This is a genomic window from Burkholderia sp. Bp8963, assembly GCF_003854275.1.
GTDB lineage: Bacteria > Pseudomonadota > Gammaproteobacteria > Burkholderiales > Burkholderiaceae > Burkholderia.
This window is the reverse complement of the sequence record NZ_QTQP01000025.1, coordinates 50,495-65,297: the sequence shown is the minus strand read 5'-3', so window position 1 is coordinate 65,297 and position 14,803 is coordinate 50,495. Positions and strand designations below refer to the sequence as shown.

At 69.7% G+C, this 14,803-nt stretch carries 12 protein-coding genes; 7 read left to right on the top strand and 5 right to left on the bottom strand.

Translation table 11 applies throughout. The features are described 5' to 3' along the window. Positions 1 to 3: 3 nt before the first annotated feature. The 4 genes from DID96_RS21240 to glcD form a co-directional block, all read right to left on the bottom strand. Complete coding sequence (locus tag DID96_RS21240) at positions 4 to 408, bottom strand: heme-binding protein (protein ID WP_124601233.1); 405 nt, start codon at positions 406 to 408, stop codon at positions 4 to 6. Positions 409 to 431: 23 nt separating this feature from the next. After that, positions 432 to 1,661 carry a glycolate oxidase subunit GlcF gene (glcF, locus tag DID96_RS21235; protein WP_124601232.1) on the bottom strand — a complete coding sequence of 410 codons (1,230 nt, stop codon included), beginning with the start codon at positions 1,659 to 1,661 and terminating at the stop codon, positions 432 to 434. A 63-nt stretch (positions 1,662 to 1,724) separates the two neighbouring features. Further along, a complete protein-coding gene (gene glcE, locus DID96_RS21230; RefSeq protein ID WP_124601231.1) occupies positions 1,725 to 2,804 on the bottom strand; it encodes a glycolate oxidase subunit GlcE in 1,080 nt (359 codons plus the stop codon). After that, complete coding sequence (glcD, locus tag DID96_RS21225; RefSeq protein WP_124601230.1) at positions 2,804 to 4,303, bottom strand: glycolate oxidase subunit GlcD; 1,500 nt, start codon at positions 4,301 to 4,303, stop codon at positions 2,804 to 2,806. Before glcD ends, glcE begins: the two co-directional genes overlap by 1 nt. Before the next feature lie 224 nt (positions 4,304 to 4,527). On the opposite strand from glcD, the gene glcC reads away from it, so the two are divergent. Then, entirely contained in the window at positions 4,528 to 5,298 is a 771-nt protein-coding gene (glcC, locus tag DID96_RS21220) for a transcriptional regulator GlcC (protein ID WP_124601229.1), read from the top strand. A gap of 197 nt (positions 5,299 to 5,495) precedes the next feature. After that, positions 5,496 to 6,998 (top strand): nitronate monooxygenase, encoded by a 1,503-nt coding sequence (locus DID96_RS21215; protein ID WP_124601228.1) that lies wholly within the window; start codon positions 5,496 to 5,498, stop codon positions 6,996 to 6,998. A gap of 45 nt (positions 6,999 to 7,043) precedes the next feature. Here DID96_RS21215 and DID96_RS21210 read toward each other — a convergent pair whose 3' ends face one another. Further along, positions 7,044 to 7,994 (bottom strand): LysR substrate-binding domain-containing protein, encoded by a 951-nt coding sequence (locus DID96_RS21210; RefSeq protein WP_124601227.1) that lies wholly within the window; start codon positions 7,992 to 7,994, stop codon positions 7,044 to 7,046. A gap of 116 nt (positions 7,995 to 8,110) precedes the next feature. On the opposite strand from DID96_RS21210, the gene DID96_RS21205 reads away from it, so the two are divergent. From DID96_RS21205 to araH, 5 genes are all read left to right on the top strand, one after another. Further along, on the top strand, positions 8,111 to 9,862 hold the full coding sequence (locus DID96_RS21205; protein WP_124601226.1) for an IlvD/Edd family dehydratase: 1,752 nt from the start codon (positions 8,111 to 8,113) through the stop codon (positions 9,860 to 9,862). A gap of 46 nt (positions 9,863 to 9,908) precedes the next feature. After that, complete coding sequence (locus tag DID96_RS21200) at positions 9,909 to 10,838, top strand: dihydrodipicolinate synthase family protein (RefSeq protein WP_124601225.1); 930 nt, start codon at positions 9,909 to 9,911, stop codon at positions 10,836 to 10,838. Between the two features lie 155 nt (positions 10,839 to 10,993). Then, on the top strand, positions 10,994 to 11,998 hold the full coding sequence (locus DID96_RS21195) for an arabinose ABC transporter substrate-binding protein (protein WP_124601224.1): 1,005 nt from the start codon (positions 10,994 to 10,996) through the stop codon (positions 11,996 to 11,998). An 83-nt stretch (positions 11,999 to 12,081) separates the two neighbouring features. After that, positions 12,082 to 13,614, top strand: coding sequence for an L-arabinose ABC transporter ATP-binding protein AraG (gene araG / locus DID96_RS21190; RefSeq protein WP_124601277.1), 1,533 nt, complete (start codon positions 12,082 to 12,084; stop codon positions 13,612 to 13,614). Between the two features lie 138 nt (positions 13,615 to 13,752). Next, the gene (araH, locus tag DID96_RS21185) at positions 13,753 to 14,772 is read left to right on the top strand and encodes an L-arabinose ABC transporter permease AraH (protein ID WP_124601223.1); all 1,020 of its coding nucleotides are present in this window, start codon (positions 13,753 to 13,755) and stop codon (positions 14,770 to 14,772) included. The last annotated feature ends 31 nt before the right edge of the window (positions 14,773 to 14,803 follow it).

Below are 14,803 nucleotides of genomic sequence, written 5' to 3'. Positions count from 1 at the left end.
GGATCACGCCGCGACGCTTTGTATGCCGGCGCGGGCGATCTGCGCGTCCTGTTCGGACTTTACGCCAGACACGCCGATCGCGCCCGCAATCTGGCCGCCGACCGTCACGGGCACGCCGCCTTCGAGCAAGCCCGACAGCGGCGCACTCAGGAAGGCGGTGCGGCCACCGTTGATCATATCCTCATACGCTTTCGTTTCGCGCCGGCCGAGCGCGGCGGCGCGCGCCTTTTCCTGCGCAACGTACGCGCTCGCGGGCGACGCGCCGTCGAGCCGCATCAGCGCGAGCGGGTGGCCGCCGTCGTCGACGATGGCGATCGTCACGGCCCAGCCGTGGCGTTCGGCTTCCGCGCGGGCGGCGGCGATCATGCGTTCGGCGTCGGCGCGGTCGAGTACGGGTCGGGTCTGCATGGCGGTTCTCCGGATTCAGTGGGTCAGATGACGCGGGGCGTGTCGATGAGTTCGATCCAGTGACGCACGCGCGTACGGCCCGCGCCATTCAGATGAGTCTGGCAGCCGATGTTGGCGGTGACAATCAGGTCCGGCCGCGCCGCTTCGAGCGCGTCGAGCTTGTTGTCGCGCAGCTTCGTCGCGAGTTCGGGCTGCGTCAGCGCATAGGTGCCGGCCGAGCCGCAGCACAGGTGCGCGTCGGCGACATTCGTCAGATCGAAGCCGAGCCGCGTCAGGATGCTTTCGACCGCGCCGCCGAGCCGCTGCGCATGCTGCAGCGTGCACGGGCAGTGGAACGCGACGCGCGGCGCGCCGGACGTGGCGAGTGCCGCGAGTGCATCAGGCGGCTCGGCCGCGATCACTTCGGCGAGGTCGCGCGCGAGCGCGCTCACGCGGCGCGCCTTGTCCGCATACGCGGGGTCCCGGCGCAGCAGCTCGCCGTATTCCTTCACGAACGCGCCGCAGCCGCTCGCCGTCAGCACGATCGCCTCGGCGCCGGCCTCGATCGCGGGCCACCACGCGTCGATGTTGCGGCGCGCGCGCGCGAGGCCCGCGTCCTGCGCGTTCAGGTGGTATTCGGTCGCGCCGCAGCAGCCGGCCTCGCGCGCCGGCGTCACGCTGATGCCGAGCCGGTCGAGCACGCGCGCGGCCGCCGCGTTGGTGTTCGGCGACAGCGCCGGCTGCACGCAGCCTTCGAGCATCAGCACGCGCCGCGCGTGGCGCGCGGGCGGGCGCGGTGCGGCGGCGGGCACGGCGGCCGGGATCTTGTCCTGCAGCGGGCCCGGCAGCAGCGGGCGCAGCGCGCGTCCGGCCTTCAGCAGCGCGGCGAACGTCGCCGGGCGCGGCACGACGTGCCGCAGGCCCGCGCGCAGCAGGCGCTCGCGCGCGGGACGCCGCGCACGCTTTTCGGCTTCGGCGCGGCCGATGTCGAGCAGCGTGTGATAGCGCACGCCCGACGGGCATGTCGTCTCGCAGTTGCGGCAGGTCAGGCAGCGGTCCAGATGCTGCTGCGTCGTATCGCCGACGGGCTCGCCCTCGAGCATCTGCTTGATCAGGTAGATGCGGCCGCGCGGCCCGTCGAGTTCGTCGCCGAGCACCTGGTAGGTCGGGCAGGTCGCGTTGCAGAAGCCGCAGTGCACGCACGAGCGCAGGATCGCTTCCGCTTCGTCGGCCCGCGCAAGGGCCTTGCTTGCTTCGCTGAGATTGGTTTGCATCGGCAGATCGCTGGAAAGTCGGGCCTGGAAGTCGGGCTTCGAAGTCGGGCCTGGAAGTTGGGTCTAGAAATCGGCGTACATGCGCCCGGGATTGAAGATTGCGTGCGGATCGAGCTGGGCCTTCAGCGCGCGGTGCACGCGCAGCAGCGCGGGCGGCAGCGGCTGGAACGGCGCCTGCGTGACGCCCGGCGTGAAGCAGCTCGCATGGCCGCCCCATTGCGCGGCGATGCGCTGCAGCTCGGCCGGATCTGCGTCGCTCTTCAGCCAGCGCTGCGCGCCGCCCCAGTCGAGCAGCGTCGCGCCCGGCAGCGCACGGGGTGGCGACTCGAGCGGCGCAGCGGCCGGCACCGACAGGCGCCACAGCGGGCGCGGATCGTCGAAGAACGGCAGCGCGCATTCGCGCAGCTGCGTCCAGAACGCGTGATCCATGTCGTCGCCGCCGATCGTCGCGCGCGCCGCGTTCACCGAGCCGGTGCCGCCTTCGAGCCGCACGCGCAGCACGCCGTCCGCATGGCACGCGCCCGCGAGCGGCAGGCCTGCACGTCGCCATGCGGCAACGCGCTGCAGCGCGTCGGCGGCGTCGAGCGCGAGCGCCAGGTCGCGCGTCGCGCGCGGCTTCGGCAGCACCTTCAACGACACCTCGGTCACGATGCCGAGGCAGCCGAAGCTGCCCGCGAGCAGCCGCGATACATCGTAGCCGGCGACGTTCTTCATCACTTCGCCGCCGAAGCGCAGATGCTTCGCGTGGCCGGTGATCACGCGGCAGCCGAGCACGAAGTCGCGCACCGCGCCGGCCCACGGGCGGCGCGGCCCGGACAGCGCCGCCGCGAACATCCCGCCGACCGTTGCCGCGCCGCCGAACTCAGGCGGCTCGCACGGCAGCATCTGGCCGGCCGCGTCGAGCGCGGCGTTCAGCTCGGCGAGCGGCGTGCCCGCCCGCGCGGTGACGACGAGTTCGGTCGGGTCGTAGCTGACGATGCCGCGATGCGTGCGCGTGTCGATCTCGCGCGCGGCGACCAGGCGGCCGAGGTGGGCCTTCGTGTCGCCGCCGCGGATGCGCAGCGGCTGCCGGTCGTGCAGCGCGGCCTCGACGTGTGCGACCAGCGTTGCGCTGTCGTCGGTTGCTTCGAATTCGCGACGCATCAGAAACGCTCCAGTTCGGGAAACGGCAGCTGGCCGTGGTGGACGTGCATCGCGCCGAATTCGGCGCACCGGTGCAGCGTCGGGATGTTCTTGCCGGGGTTCAGCAGGCCCTGCGGATCGAATGCGGCCTTCACCGCGTGGAAGAACGTGATTTCGTCGGCGTTGAACTGCACGCACATCTGGTTGATCTTCTCGCGGCCGACGCCGTGTTCGCCGGTGATGCTGCCGCCGACCGCGACGCACAGCTCGAGGATCCGGCCGCCGAGCGCTTCCGCGCGGTCGAGTTCGCCGGGCCGGTTCGCGTCGAACAGGATCAGCGGATGCATGTTGCCGTCGCCCGCGTGGAACACGTTCGCGACCGGCAGCCCGAATTCGGCCGACAGCGCCGCGATCGCTTCGAGCACGCGCGGCAGTTCGCGGCGCGGAATCGTGCCGTCCATGCAGTAGTAGTCGGGCGAGATGCGGCCGACCGCCGGGAACGCGTTCTTGCGGCCGGCCCAGAAGCGCTGGCGCTCGGCTTCGTCGCGCGCGACGCGGATCTCCGATGCGCCCGCGTCGCGCAGCAGCGCGGCCACGCGCCCGGCGTCTTCTTCGACGTCGCTCGCCGCGCCGTCGAGTTCGCACAGCAGGATCGCCTGCGCGTCGACCGGATAGCCGGCATGAATGAAATCCTCGGCCGCGCGGATCGCGAGGTTGTCCATCATCTCGAGCCCGCCGGGAATCACGCCCGCGCCGATGATCTGCGCGACCGCGGCGCCGGCCTTGCCGACGTCGTCGAAGCTCGCCATCAGCACCTTCACGCTCGGCGGCTTTGGCAGCAGCTTCACCGTCACTTCGACGACGATGCCGAGCATCCCTTCCGAGCCCGTGAACAGCGCGAGCAGGTCGAAGCCGGGGCCGTCGAGCGCGTCGGCGCCGAGCGTCAGCAGCTCGCCGTCGATGTTCAGGATCTCGACCTTGAGCAGGTTGTGCACCGTGAGGCCGTATTTGAGGCAGTGCACGCCGCCCGCGTTTTCCGCGACGTTGCCGCCGATCGAGCACGCGATCTGCGACGACGGGTCCGGCGCGTAGTAGAGGCCGTGCGGCGCGGCGGCCTGCGAGATCGCGAGGTTGCGCACGCCGGGCTGCACGCGCGCGGTGCCGGCGTCCGGGTCGATCGACAGGATCCGGTTGAACTTCGCCATCACGAGCAGGATGCCTTTCTCGAGCGGCATCGCGCCGCCCGACAGGCCCGTGCCGGCGCCGCGCGCGACGACCGGCACGCCGTGCGCGGCCGCGACGCGCAACACCGCGCGCACTTCGTCGACCGTGGCCGGCAGCACGACGACAAGCGGCACCGTGCGGTACGCGGCGAGGCCGTCGCATTCAAACGGCTTCAGCGCCTCGCGCTCGTGCAGCACGTCGAGGCCCGGCGCCGCCGCGCGCAACGCGGCGACGAGCGCGGGCCGGTCGACCGGCGGCAGGGCGCCGTCAATCCGTTCGTCGTAGATGAAACTCATTGAGGGGTCTCCGCCATGCTGGCGGCCGCGCGCTGCGTGCTGCGCGGTCCGCCGGAAGGACGGATTCTTGAGGGGGCGGGCGGGCGTGTCCAGACCTTGGGAACGTGGTCATACCAGTTTTTCTACGGCGGCTTTGCGCGAGCGTAGGGATGTCCGTCGAAACCCAACAGAAACAAGGGTTTGTGGCAGAATCACCGGCATCTCAGGAAAGTGGTCATACCAGTATGGAAACGCAGGATCGGGAAGGCCGTGCGCGGCACGTGGCCGACGTGGTCGCCGAGCGGATCGAGAAGCTGATCGTCGACGGCGTGCTGAAGGCGGGACAGGCGTTGCCGTCCGAACGGCGGCTGACCGAGAAGCTCGGCGTGTCGCGCACGGCGGTGCGCGAAGGGATGAAGCTGCTGCGCGCGCGCGGCATCATCGACACGACGCATGGAAAGGGTTCGTTCGTCGCGAGTCTGACCCCGCAGCGCGAGATCACGCCGATGATGCATCTGCTCGGCTCGCAGCCGCGCACGCTGTACGACCTGTTCGAGGTGCGCGGGATGCTCGAGGCCGAGGCCGCGCGGCTTGCGGCGCTGCGCGGCACGCCGGCCGATTTCATCCTGATCACGCGCCGTTACGACGAGATGGTCGCGGCCGATGCGCAGGATCTCGATCCGGCTGCGCGCGCGAAGCTCGATCACGCGTTCCATCTCGCGATCTGCGAGGCGTCGCACAACCCGGTGCTCGTCAACACGCTGCAGTCGCTGACCGACCTGCTGCTCAGCTCGGTGTTCGCGTCGGTGAACAACCTGTATCACCGCGAGCCGCTGAAAAAGCAGATCGACCGCCAGCACGCGCGGCTCTTCAACGCGGTGACCGGGCGCTTGCCCGAGCAGGCGCGCAAGGCGGCGAGCGAGCATATCCGCCAGTGCGTCGACTATCTGCGGGAAATCGAACAGGAAGAGCAGCGGCTCGTGCGCTCGACGCTCAGGCTCGAAGGGTGGACGTGAGCGGCGGAGGCCGGCCGTGACGTGCGTCAAACACGCTGCGTTCACGTCGGCTGCTTTCGTTAAGATATGTCACAATGTGATCTATTTCGCTTTCCGGCCCGTCACTCTGGCGCGCGTCGCGTGCGCGCTCCGTCGATCGCGGTGATTCCCTTTGCCGCCCGCCTGACGTGCCGCCGATCCTGAAAGGAGGACGCCGCATGTCGAATCCGACGAGTGGCGACGGGCACGATGCCCGCGCCGTCCGAACCTTGCACCGCCCCGTCTGCGATCTGCTCGGCTGTACCTGGCCGATCGTGCTGGCGGGCATGGGCGGCGTCGCCCGCGCGGAACTCGTGAGCGCCGTGACCGTGGCCGGCGGGTTCGGTTTTCTCGGCATGGTACGCGAGCCGGTCGCGCTGATCCGGCGCGAAGTGCAGCAGGTGCGCGCCGCGACCAGCCGTCCGTTCGGCATCAACCTGATTCCCGCGTCGACGCCGCCCGACCTGCTCGACGCGCAACTCGACACCTGCATCGAACTCGGCGTACCCGTCGTCGCGCTGTTCTGGGACGTCGTGCCGGCCGCCGTGCGGCGGCTGCGCGACGCGGGCGTGCGGGTTGTCCACCAGGTCGGCTCGCTCGACGACGCGCGCGCGGCCGAGGCGGCCGGCGCGCACGCGCTGATCGTCCAGGGGCACGAAGCGGGCGGCCACGTGCGCGGCGACCGGCCGCTGTCCGCGCTGTTGCGCGACGTGATCGGCGCGACGCGCTTGCCGGTGCTCGCGGCCGGCGGGATCGTCGACGGCGCAGGCGTCGCGGCCGCCATGGCGCTCGGCGCGCAGGGCGCGGTGATGGGCACCGCGTTTCTCGCGACCCACGAATCGTTCGCACACCCGTATCACAAGCAGCGCATCGTCGACGCCCGCGAAGGCGACACGCTGCTGACCGACATCTTCCACATCAACTGGCCGCGCGGCGCGAAGGTGCGCGTGCTGCCGTCGAGCGTGACGCGCGGCGAGCGCGGCGATCCGTTCGGCCCCGAGCGGGTCGTGATCGGCGACGAGGAAGGGCGCCCGATCTACCTGTTCAGCACCGATTCGCCGCTGCGTTCGATGACCGGCGATTTCGAGGCGATGGCGCTGTACGCCGGCACCGGCGCGGGCCGGATCGGCGAAATCGCGAGTGCGGGCGATGTGCTGCGCCGCATCGTTGCTGACGCGGCGGCGATTCTCGGGAACCAGGCCGCTGCCGCCGCCGCGCAAACCACCGGAGCACGCAATCCGGCTGCGACGGACGAACGCCGCGCCGCGCTGCTCGCCGTGCTCGACGAATTGCTGGAAGCGGAGCGCGCCGGCGCGCGCGTTGCGTCGGAGACGGTTGCCGAGATCGACGATCCCGAACTGCGGAAGCTGATGACGGACATTCGCCACGACGAAGCGCATTGGTGCGCGGTGCTCGTCGACGCGATCAGGTCGCTGAACGCGATGCCGACGCGGGCCACCGGCGCGTTCTACGAAAAGGCGATGGCGATTGATGACCTGGCCGAGCGGATGGCGTTTCTAAATCGCGGCCAGCGCTGGGTCGTGCGCAAGCTGCAGGCGCTGCTGCCGACGCTCGACCAGCCGGAGATCCATCACGCGCTGACGCTGATGCTCGTGTCGCACGAAAAGAACATCGGGCATGTCGACGCGCGGCTGCGGGCAGACGATGCGGGTGGCGAGTAGCGGGCGGGGCATGACAGGCGGCAGCCCGCGCGCGCAGCCGCTCCGTCAGATCGTCACGTCGTAGACCTCACGCGCCGCCGTTCGAAGCGCGTCGACCATCACCGACACGGCCGGCGAGTACAGCCGGTCCGTCCGCGTGATGAGCCCGAAGTCGTCCATCCGGCAATCCATCTCCAGCGGCAGCATCGCGACGATGCCGTGCCCTGCGTAATAGCGCGCGACCTCTTCCGCGAGCACCGCGATCATGTCGCTCTGCTCCAGCACGCGCGTGATGAACAGCAGCGCGGCCGTTTCCACGACGTTCGCGGGCGGCGCGAGGCTCGCGCGCTGGAACATCAGCTCGAAGCGGTGACGCAGCACGCTGCCGGCCGGCGGCACGACCCACGCGGCGCGCTGCACGTCGGCGAGCGCGAGCGGCGCGCGCGCGAGCAGCGGATGCCCGGGACGCACCACGGCGGCGACCGGCTCGCCGGTCAGCGGCTCATAGCGCAGGTGCAGCTTGTCGTGCTCCGCGGAGAGACGGCCGAGCACGATGTCGAGCTTGTCCTGCGCGAGGCGTTCGAGCAGCACGTTGCTCGTGTCGATCTCGACGGACACGTGGATGCCCGCATGCGTCCCCTTCACCGCGGCGACGGCCGGCGGCACGACGCGCAGGCCCGGTGACGTGATCGCGCCGACCGCGACGTGCCCGAGGTGCCCGGCCTTCAGCGCGGCGAGCTCGTCGCGGGCCTGGTCGAGGCTGCCGAGCGCCGCGCGCGCGTGGCGGATCAGCGCGTCGCCGTACAGCGTCGGCCGCATCCCGCGCGGCAGGCGCTCGAACAGCACCGCGCCGATCGAATCCTCGAGTTCGCGCAGCAGCTTCGACGCGGCCGGCTGCGTCATGTTCAGCACGGCCGCCGCGCGATGGATGCCGCCTTCGTCGGCGAGCGCGACGACCAGCAGCAACTGGCGCGTCTTCAGGCGGGTGCGGATTTCCCACGGGCTGGCATCGGGCATCGTACGGGTTTATATCGATGTTGAAAGAGGTATCGGAGACGTCGAAAACATCATTGGTACGTTATCAGAATTCTTTCTAGACTGCGCCGATATCCCCGTCTCACACAGGACAGACGATGTCGGCGACAAAACCCAAGCTGCGCTCCGCCCAATGGTTCGGCACGACGGACAAGAACGGCTTCATGTACCGGAGCTGGATGAAGAACCAGGGCATCCCCGATCATGAATTCGATGGCCGGCCGATCGTCGGCATCTGCAATACGTGGTCCGAACTGACGCCGTGCAACGCGCATTTCCGCAAGCTCGCCGAGCACGTGAAACGCGGCATCTACGAGGCCGGGGGCTTCCCGGTCGAGTTTCCGGTGTTCTCGAACGGCGAATCGAACCTGCGGCCGTCCGCGATGCTGACGCGCAATCTCGCGTCGATGGACGTCGAGGAGGCGATCCGCGGCAACCCGATCGACGCGGTCGTGCTGCTCGCCGGCTGCGACAAGACTACGCCCGCGCTGCTGATGGGCGCGGCGAGCTGCGATGTGCCGGCGATCGTCGTGTCCGGCGGGCCGATGCTGAACGGCAAGCTCGACGGCAAGGACATCGGCTCCGGCACCGCCGTGTGGCAACTGCACGAAGCGCTGAAGGCAGGCGAGATCGACCTGCATCGCTTCCTGTCCGCCGAAGCGGGGATGTCGCGCTCGGCCGGCACCTGCAACACGATGGGCACCGCATCGACGATGGCGTGCCTCGCGGAGGCGCTCGGCGTCACGCTGCCGCACAACGCGGCGATTCCGGCCGTCGATGCGCGGCGCTACGTGCTCGCGCACATGTCGGGCATCCGCATCGTCGAGATGGCGCTCGACGGGCTCACGCTGTCGAAGGTGCTCACGCGCGAAGCGTTCGAGAACGCGATTCGCGCGAACGCAGCGATCGGCGGCTCGACCAACGCGGTGATCCACCTGAAGGCGATCGCGGGGCGCATCGGCGTGCCGCTCGAACTCGAAGACTGGATGCGGATCGGCCGCGACACGCCGACGATCGTCGATCTGATGCCGTCCGGCCGCTTCCTGATGGAGGAGTTCTACTACGCGGGCGGCCTGCCGGCGGTGCTGCGCCGGCTCGGTGAAGCCGGGCTGCTGCCGCACCCCGGCGCGCTGACCGTCAACGGCAAGACGCTGTGGGACAACGTGCGCAACGCGCCCAACCACGACGACGAGGTGATCCGCCCGCTCGACCGGCCGCTGATCGCGGATGGCGGAATCCGCGTCCTGCGCGGCAATCTCGCGCCGCGTGGCGCGGTGCTCAAACCGTCGGCGGCGAGCCCCGAGCTGCTCAGGCATCGCGGCCGCGCAGTGGTGTTCGAGAACTTCGACCACTACAAGACGGCGATCAACGACGAGGCGCTCGAGGTCGATGCGAACTCGGTGCTCGTGCTGAAGAACTGCGGGCCGCGCGGCTATCCGGGAATGGCCGAGGTCGGCAACATGGGCCTGCCGCCGAAGCTGCTGCGGCAGGGCGTGAAGGACATGGTGCGGATCTCCGACGCGCGGATGAGCGGCACCGCCTACGGCACGGTGGTGCTGCACGTCGCGCCGGAGGCGGCGGCGGGCGGCCCGCTCGCGGCGGTGCGCACCGGCGACTGGATCGAGCTCGACTGCGATGCGGGCACGCTGCGGCTCGACATCGACGACGAGGAGCTGGCGCGCCGGCTGTCGGACGTCGACCCGGCCGCCGCGCCCGGCGTTGCCGCGCAGCTCGGCAAGGGCGGCTACGCGCGGCTGTACATCGACCACGTGCTGCAGGCCGACGAAGGGTGCGACCTCGATTTCCTGGTCGGCCAGCGCGGCGCCGCGGTGCCGAGCCATTCGCATTGACGCGGGCCGGCCCGGTCGCTGCGTCTTTCCGCACAGGATCCGAACCATGACATCCAGCCGTTCCCCGCGTTACCGCGGCATCTTTCCCGTCGTGCCGACGACGTTCGCCGAGACCGGCGCACTCGATCTCGCGAGCCAGAAGCGCGCGGTCGATTTTATGATCGACGCCGGCGCCGACGGGCTGTGCATCCTCGCGAACTTCTCCGAGCAGTTCGCGCTCGCCGACGACGAGCGCGACGTGCTCGCGCGCACGATCCTCGAACACGTCGCCGGCCGCGTGCCGGTGATCGTGACGACGTCGCACTACAGCTCGGACGTCTGCGCCGCGCGCAGCCGCCGCGCACAGGATCTCGGCGCGTCGATGGTGATGGCGATGCCGCCGTACCACGGCGCGACGTTCCGCGTGCCCGAGCCGCAGGTCTTCGAATTCTATGCGCGCGTGTCGGATGCGCTCGACATCCCGATCATGATCCAGGACGCGCCGGCGAGCGGCACCGCGCTGTCCGCGCCGTTCCTCGCGCGGATGGCACGCGAGATCGAGCGGGTCGCGTATTTCAAGATCGAGACGCCGGGCGCCGCAAACAAGCTGCGCGAGCTGATCCGGCTCGGCGGCGACGCGGTCGAAGGGCCGTGGGACGGCGAGGAGGCGATCACGCTGCTGGCCGACCTGAACGCGGGCGCGACCGGCGCGATGACGGGCGGCGCGTATCCGGACGGGCTGCGGCCGATCCTCGTCGCGCACCGTGAAGGGCGCATCGACGATGCCTATGCGGATTACGCGCGATGGCTGCCGCTGATCAATCACGAGAACCGCCAGGCCGGGTTGCTGGCCGCGAAGGCGCTGATGCGCGAAGGCGGCGTGATCGCGTGCGAGCGGCCGCGCCATCCGCTGCCGGACCTGCATCCGGACACGCGCGCCGAACTGGTCGCGATCGCGCGCCGGCTCGATCCGCTCGTGCTGCGCTGGGCACGCTGACCGCTGGCAGGCGGCAGCGAGCAGCCGCGAACGCCGCGCTTGCCGGAAACGCTGCATCGCCGTCGAGCACGGCAACGAAAGCGACAAAGACAACGACAGAGACAGCGACACCTACACCACGGTCGACAACGACCCGCACCCAGAGGAGACATGACATGACCCGCACGATCCGACGACTGACCCTGCGCGCCGCGCTTGCGGCGCTGATCCTCGCGCCTCTCGGCATGCAGGGCGCTGCCCGCGCCGACACACCGCTGAAGATCGGCTTTCTCGTGAAGATGCCCGAGCAGGCGTGGTTCATCAACGAGCAGAACGCGGCCACCGCGCTCGGCCAGAAGGAGCGCTTCTCGGTCGTGAAGATCGGCACGCCCGACGGCGAGAAGACGCTCGCGGCGATCGACAACCTCGGCGCGCAGGGCGTGCAGGGCTTCGTGATCTGTGCGCCCGACGTGCGGCTCGGGCCCGCGATCGCCGCGCGTGCGAAGCGCTACGACATGAAGTTCGTGACCGTCGACGACCAGCTCGTCGATTCGTCGGGCAAGCCGCTCGCGAACGTGCCGCATCTCGGGATGTCGGCGACGAAGATCGGCAACCAGGTCGGGCAGGCGATCGCCGACGAGATGAAGAAGCGCGGCTGGAAGCCCGAGGAAGTCGGCGCGCTGCGCGTGACGAACTACGAATTGCCGACTGCGAAGCTGCGCACCGACGGCGCGACTCAGGCGTTGCTCGCGAACGGCTTCCGCAACGAGAACATCTACGACGCGCCGCAGAAGACGACCGATGACGAAGGCGGGTTCAGCGCCGCCGCGCCGGTGCTCGCGCGGCATCCGAACGTGAAGAAGTGGGTGATCTTCGCGCTGAACGAGGAGACCGTGCTCGGCGCGGTGCGCGCGACCGAGCAACTGCACATTCCGGCCGCCGACGTGATCGGCGTTGGCATCAACGGCGCGGGCGAGGCGTTCGCCGAGTTCCAGAAGAAGGAGCCGACCGGCTTCTTCGGCACGATCGCGGTCAGCTCGACGAACCACGGCAAGGACAGCACGCAGAACCTCGTCGACTGGATCCGCAACGGCAAGGTGCCGCCCGCCGACACGCAGACGAGCGGCAAGCTGATGACGCGCGGCAACTGGCAGGCCGTGCGCGCCGAGCTGGGCATCTGAGCAACGGCGGCGAGGACGCAATGACGACGACGGCTGGCGAGGACACGATGACGACGACGGACACGAGCAAGCAGGCGGGCAGCATGGCAGTGCCCGGCTACCCAGCCGCCGCGGCCGCCGCGGGCGCGCACGGCGCGCTGCTCGAACTCGACGGCATCACGGTGAGTTTTCCGGGCGTGCGTGCGCTCGATGCCGTGTCGCTGTCGGTGCGCGCGGGCGAGGTGCACGGGCTGATGGGCGAAAACGGCGCGGGGAAGTCGACGCTGTTGAAAGTGCTGTCCGGCGTGAACCAGCCGCAGGCCGGCACGCTGACGCTGAACGGCGTCGCGCAGCGCTTTGCGTCGACGCGCGCAGCGCTCGAGGCCGGCATCGCGATCATCTACCAGGAGCTGCACCTGGTGCCCGAGCTGACCGTCGCGGAGAACCTGATGCTCGGGCAGCTGCCGAACCGGCTCGGCGTGGTCGACGAGCGCGCGCTGGTCGCGCGGGCGATGCGGGAGCTCGAACGGCTCGGCGAACGCATCGACCCGCACACGCCGGTCAAGCACCTGTCGATCGGGCAGCGCCAGATGATCGAGATCGGCAAGGCGCTGATGCGCGACGCGCGCGTGATCGCGTTCGACGAGCCGACCAGCTCGCTGTCCGCGCGAGAGACTGCGCAACTGTTCCGGATCATCCAGGCGCTGCGCGCGGATGGCCGCGCGATCATCTACGTCACGCACCGGATGGAGGAGGTCTACGCGCTGTGCGACCGCGTGACGGTGTTTCGCGACGGCCGGCGCATCGAGACCTTCGAAGCGGTTGCCGACCTCGATCGCGACCGGCTGATCGGCTGCATGGTCGGCCGCCCGATCGCGGACGTATACGGCTACCGGCCGCGCACGGCCGGCGACGTGCTGATCGAGGCGAAAGGGCTGGCCGGGCCAGGCTTGTCCGAACCCGTGTCGTTCAGCGCATGCCGAGGCGAGATCGTCGGATTCTTCGGGCTCGTCGGCGCCGGGCGCTCGGAGCTGATGAAGCTGCTGTACGGCGCCGAGCGCCCGAGCGCCGGACACGTCGAGCTGAACGGGCGGCGCGTCGCGTTCGCGAGCCCGCGCGACGCGGTGCGTGCCGGCATCGCGCTGTGCCCGGAAGACCGCAAGCAGGAAGGCATCGTCGCGATCGCATCGGTGGCCGACAACCTGAACATCAGCGCACGCCGGCATTTCAGCCCCGCGCGCATGCTGCTTGCGCCGCGGCGCGAACGCGAACTCGCGCAGCGCTACATCGAGCGGCTCGCGATCAAGACCCGCGACGGCGACACGCCGATCGGCGCGCTGTCGGGCGGCAACCAGCAGAAGGTCGTCCTCGCGCGCTGGCTCGCCGAGCGCATCGACGTGTTCCTGATGGACGAACCGACACGCGGCATCGACGTCGGCGCGCGCGCGGAAATCTACAACCTGTTCTACGAGCTCGCGGACGCGGGCCGCACCGTGATCCTCGTGTCGAGCGATCTCGCCGAGGTGATCGGCGTGTCGGACCGCATCGTCGTGATGAAGGAGGGGCGGATCGCGGGCTGCATGACGAAGGCGCAGGCGAGCCCCGATGCGCTGATCAAGCTTGCGTTGCCGCGCTAGCGGCGCACGCCGGCGCAACGAAACTGCAACGAAACTGCAACGAAACGGCAGCGAAACAGGACGGAAGCCGACGCGCGGCGCCCGAACGCGCGCCGCGGCAGGACCGAAGCGAAACCGGAATGGAAACGACGTAACGACATGAGCCAAACCATGCAACCTCAAGGCACTTCCTCTTCCACCGACACGCCCGCACCAGCGGCACACGCGCGCGGCGGCATGTGGGACCTGATCAACCGCTCCGGCATCGTGATGGTGTTCGTCGTGCTGTTCGCGACGCTGTCGCTGACCGTGCCGGATTTCCTCACGCCCCGCAACATCCAGGGCCTGCTGCTGTCGGTCACGCTGATCGGTTCGATCGCGGTGACGATGATGTTCGTGCTCGCGCTTGGCGAGGTCGACCTGTCGGTCGCGTCGATCGTCGCGTTCTCGGGCGTCGTCGCGTCGACGCTGATCACCGCGACGCACAGCGTGCTGCTCGGCACGGTTGCCGGCGTGCTCGCGGGCGGCGCGGTCGGGCTCGTCAACGGCGTGCTGATCGCGCGCTGGCGGATCAATTCGCTGATCGTCACGCTCGCGATGATGGAGGTCGTGCGCGGGCTCGCGTTCATCACGTCGAACGGCGACGCGGTGATGATCTCCGAGGAGCGCTTCTTCGAACTCGGCTCGGGGTCGTTCCTCGGCATCTCGTATCCGATCTGGAGCAACATCGTCGGCTTCGTCGTGTTCGGCTTCCTGCTGCGCAAGACGGTGTTCGGCAAGAACGTGCTGGCGGTCGGCGGCAACGGCGACGCGGCACTGCTCGCGGGACTGCCGGTGATGCGCATCCGGATCACCGTGTTCGTGCTGCAGGGGCTCGTGACCGGTTTTGCCGGCGTGATGCTCGCGTCGCGGATGAGCCTCGGCGACCCGAAGACGTCGGTCGGCCTCGAACTCGGCGTGATCTCCGCGTGCGTGCTCGGCGGCGTGTCGTTGACGGGCGGTGTCGCGACGATTTCCGGCGTGCTCGTCGGCGTGCTGATCATGGGCGCCGTGCAGGATGCAATGAGCCTGCTGAACGTGCCGACGTTTTACCAATATCTGATACGCGGCGGGATTCTGTTGCTCGCCGTGCTGTTCGACCAGTATCGTCGCAATCAGCGCCGCGCGATGCGGATCTGACGGCCGGGCCGGGATCCTGCAAACCATCGCG

What these genes read in the sequence shown, in the direction of transcription:
- glcF (WP_124601232.1), bottom strand. Translation starts at nt 1,661, where the DNA reads ATGCAAACCAATCTCAGCGAAGCAAGCAAGGCCCTTGCGCGGGCCGAC.
- glcE (WP_124601231.1), bottom strand. Translation starts at nt 2,804, where the DNA reads ATGCGTCGCGAATTCGAAGCAACCGACGACAGCGCAACGCTGGTCGCA.
- glcD (WP_124601230.1), bottom strand. Translation starts at nt 4,303, where the DNA reads ATGAGTTTCATCTACGACGAACGGATTGACGGCGCCCTGCCGCCGGTC.
- DID96_RS21215 (WP_124601228.1), top strand. Translation starts at nt 5,496, where the DNA reads ATGTCGAATCCGACGAGTGGCGACGGGCACGATGCCCGCGCCGTCCGA.
- DID96_RS21205 (WP_124601226.1), top strand. Translation starts at nt 8,111, where the DNA reads ATGTCGGCGACAAAACCCAAGCTGCGCTCCGCCCAATGGTTCGGCACG.
- DID96_RS21200 (WP_124601225.1), top strand. Translation starts at nt 9,909, where the DNA reads ATGACATCCAGCCGTTCCCCGCGTTACCGCGGCATCTTTCCCGTCGTG.
- DID96_RS21210 (WP_124601227.1), bottom strand. Translation starts at nt 7,994, where the DNA reads ATGCCCGATGCCAGCCCGTGGGAAATCCGCACCCGCCTGAAGACGCGC.
- araH (WP_124601223.1), top strand. Translation starts at nt 13,753, where the DNA reads ATGAGCCAAACCATGCAACCTCAAGGCACTTCCTCTTCCACCGACACG.
- glcC (WP_124601229.1), top strand. Translation starts at nt 4,528, where the DNA reads ATGGAAACGCAGGATCGGGAAGGCCGTGCGCGGCACGTGGCCGACGTG.
- DID96_RS21240 (WP_124601233.1), bottom strand. Translation starts at nt 408, where the DNA reads ATGCAGACCCGACCCGTACTCGACCGCGCCGACGCCGAACGCATGATC.
- DID96_RS21195 (WP_124601224.1), top strand. Translation starts at nt 10,994, where the DNA reads ATGACCCGCACGATCCGACGACTGACCCTGCGCGCCGCGCTTGCGGCG.
- araG (WP_124601277.1), top strand. Translation starts at nt 12,082, where the DNA reads ATGGCAGTGCCCGGCTACCCAGCCGCCGCGGCCGCCGCGGGCGCGCAC.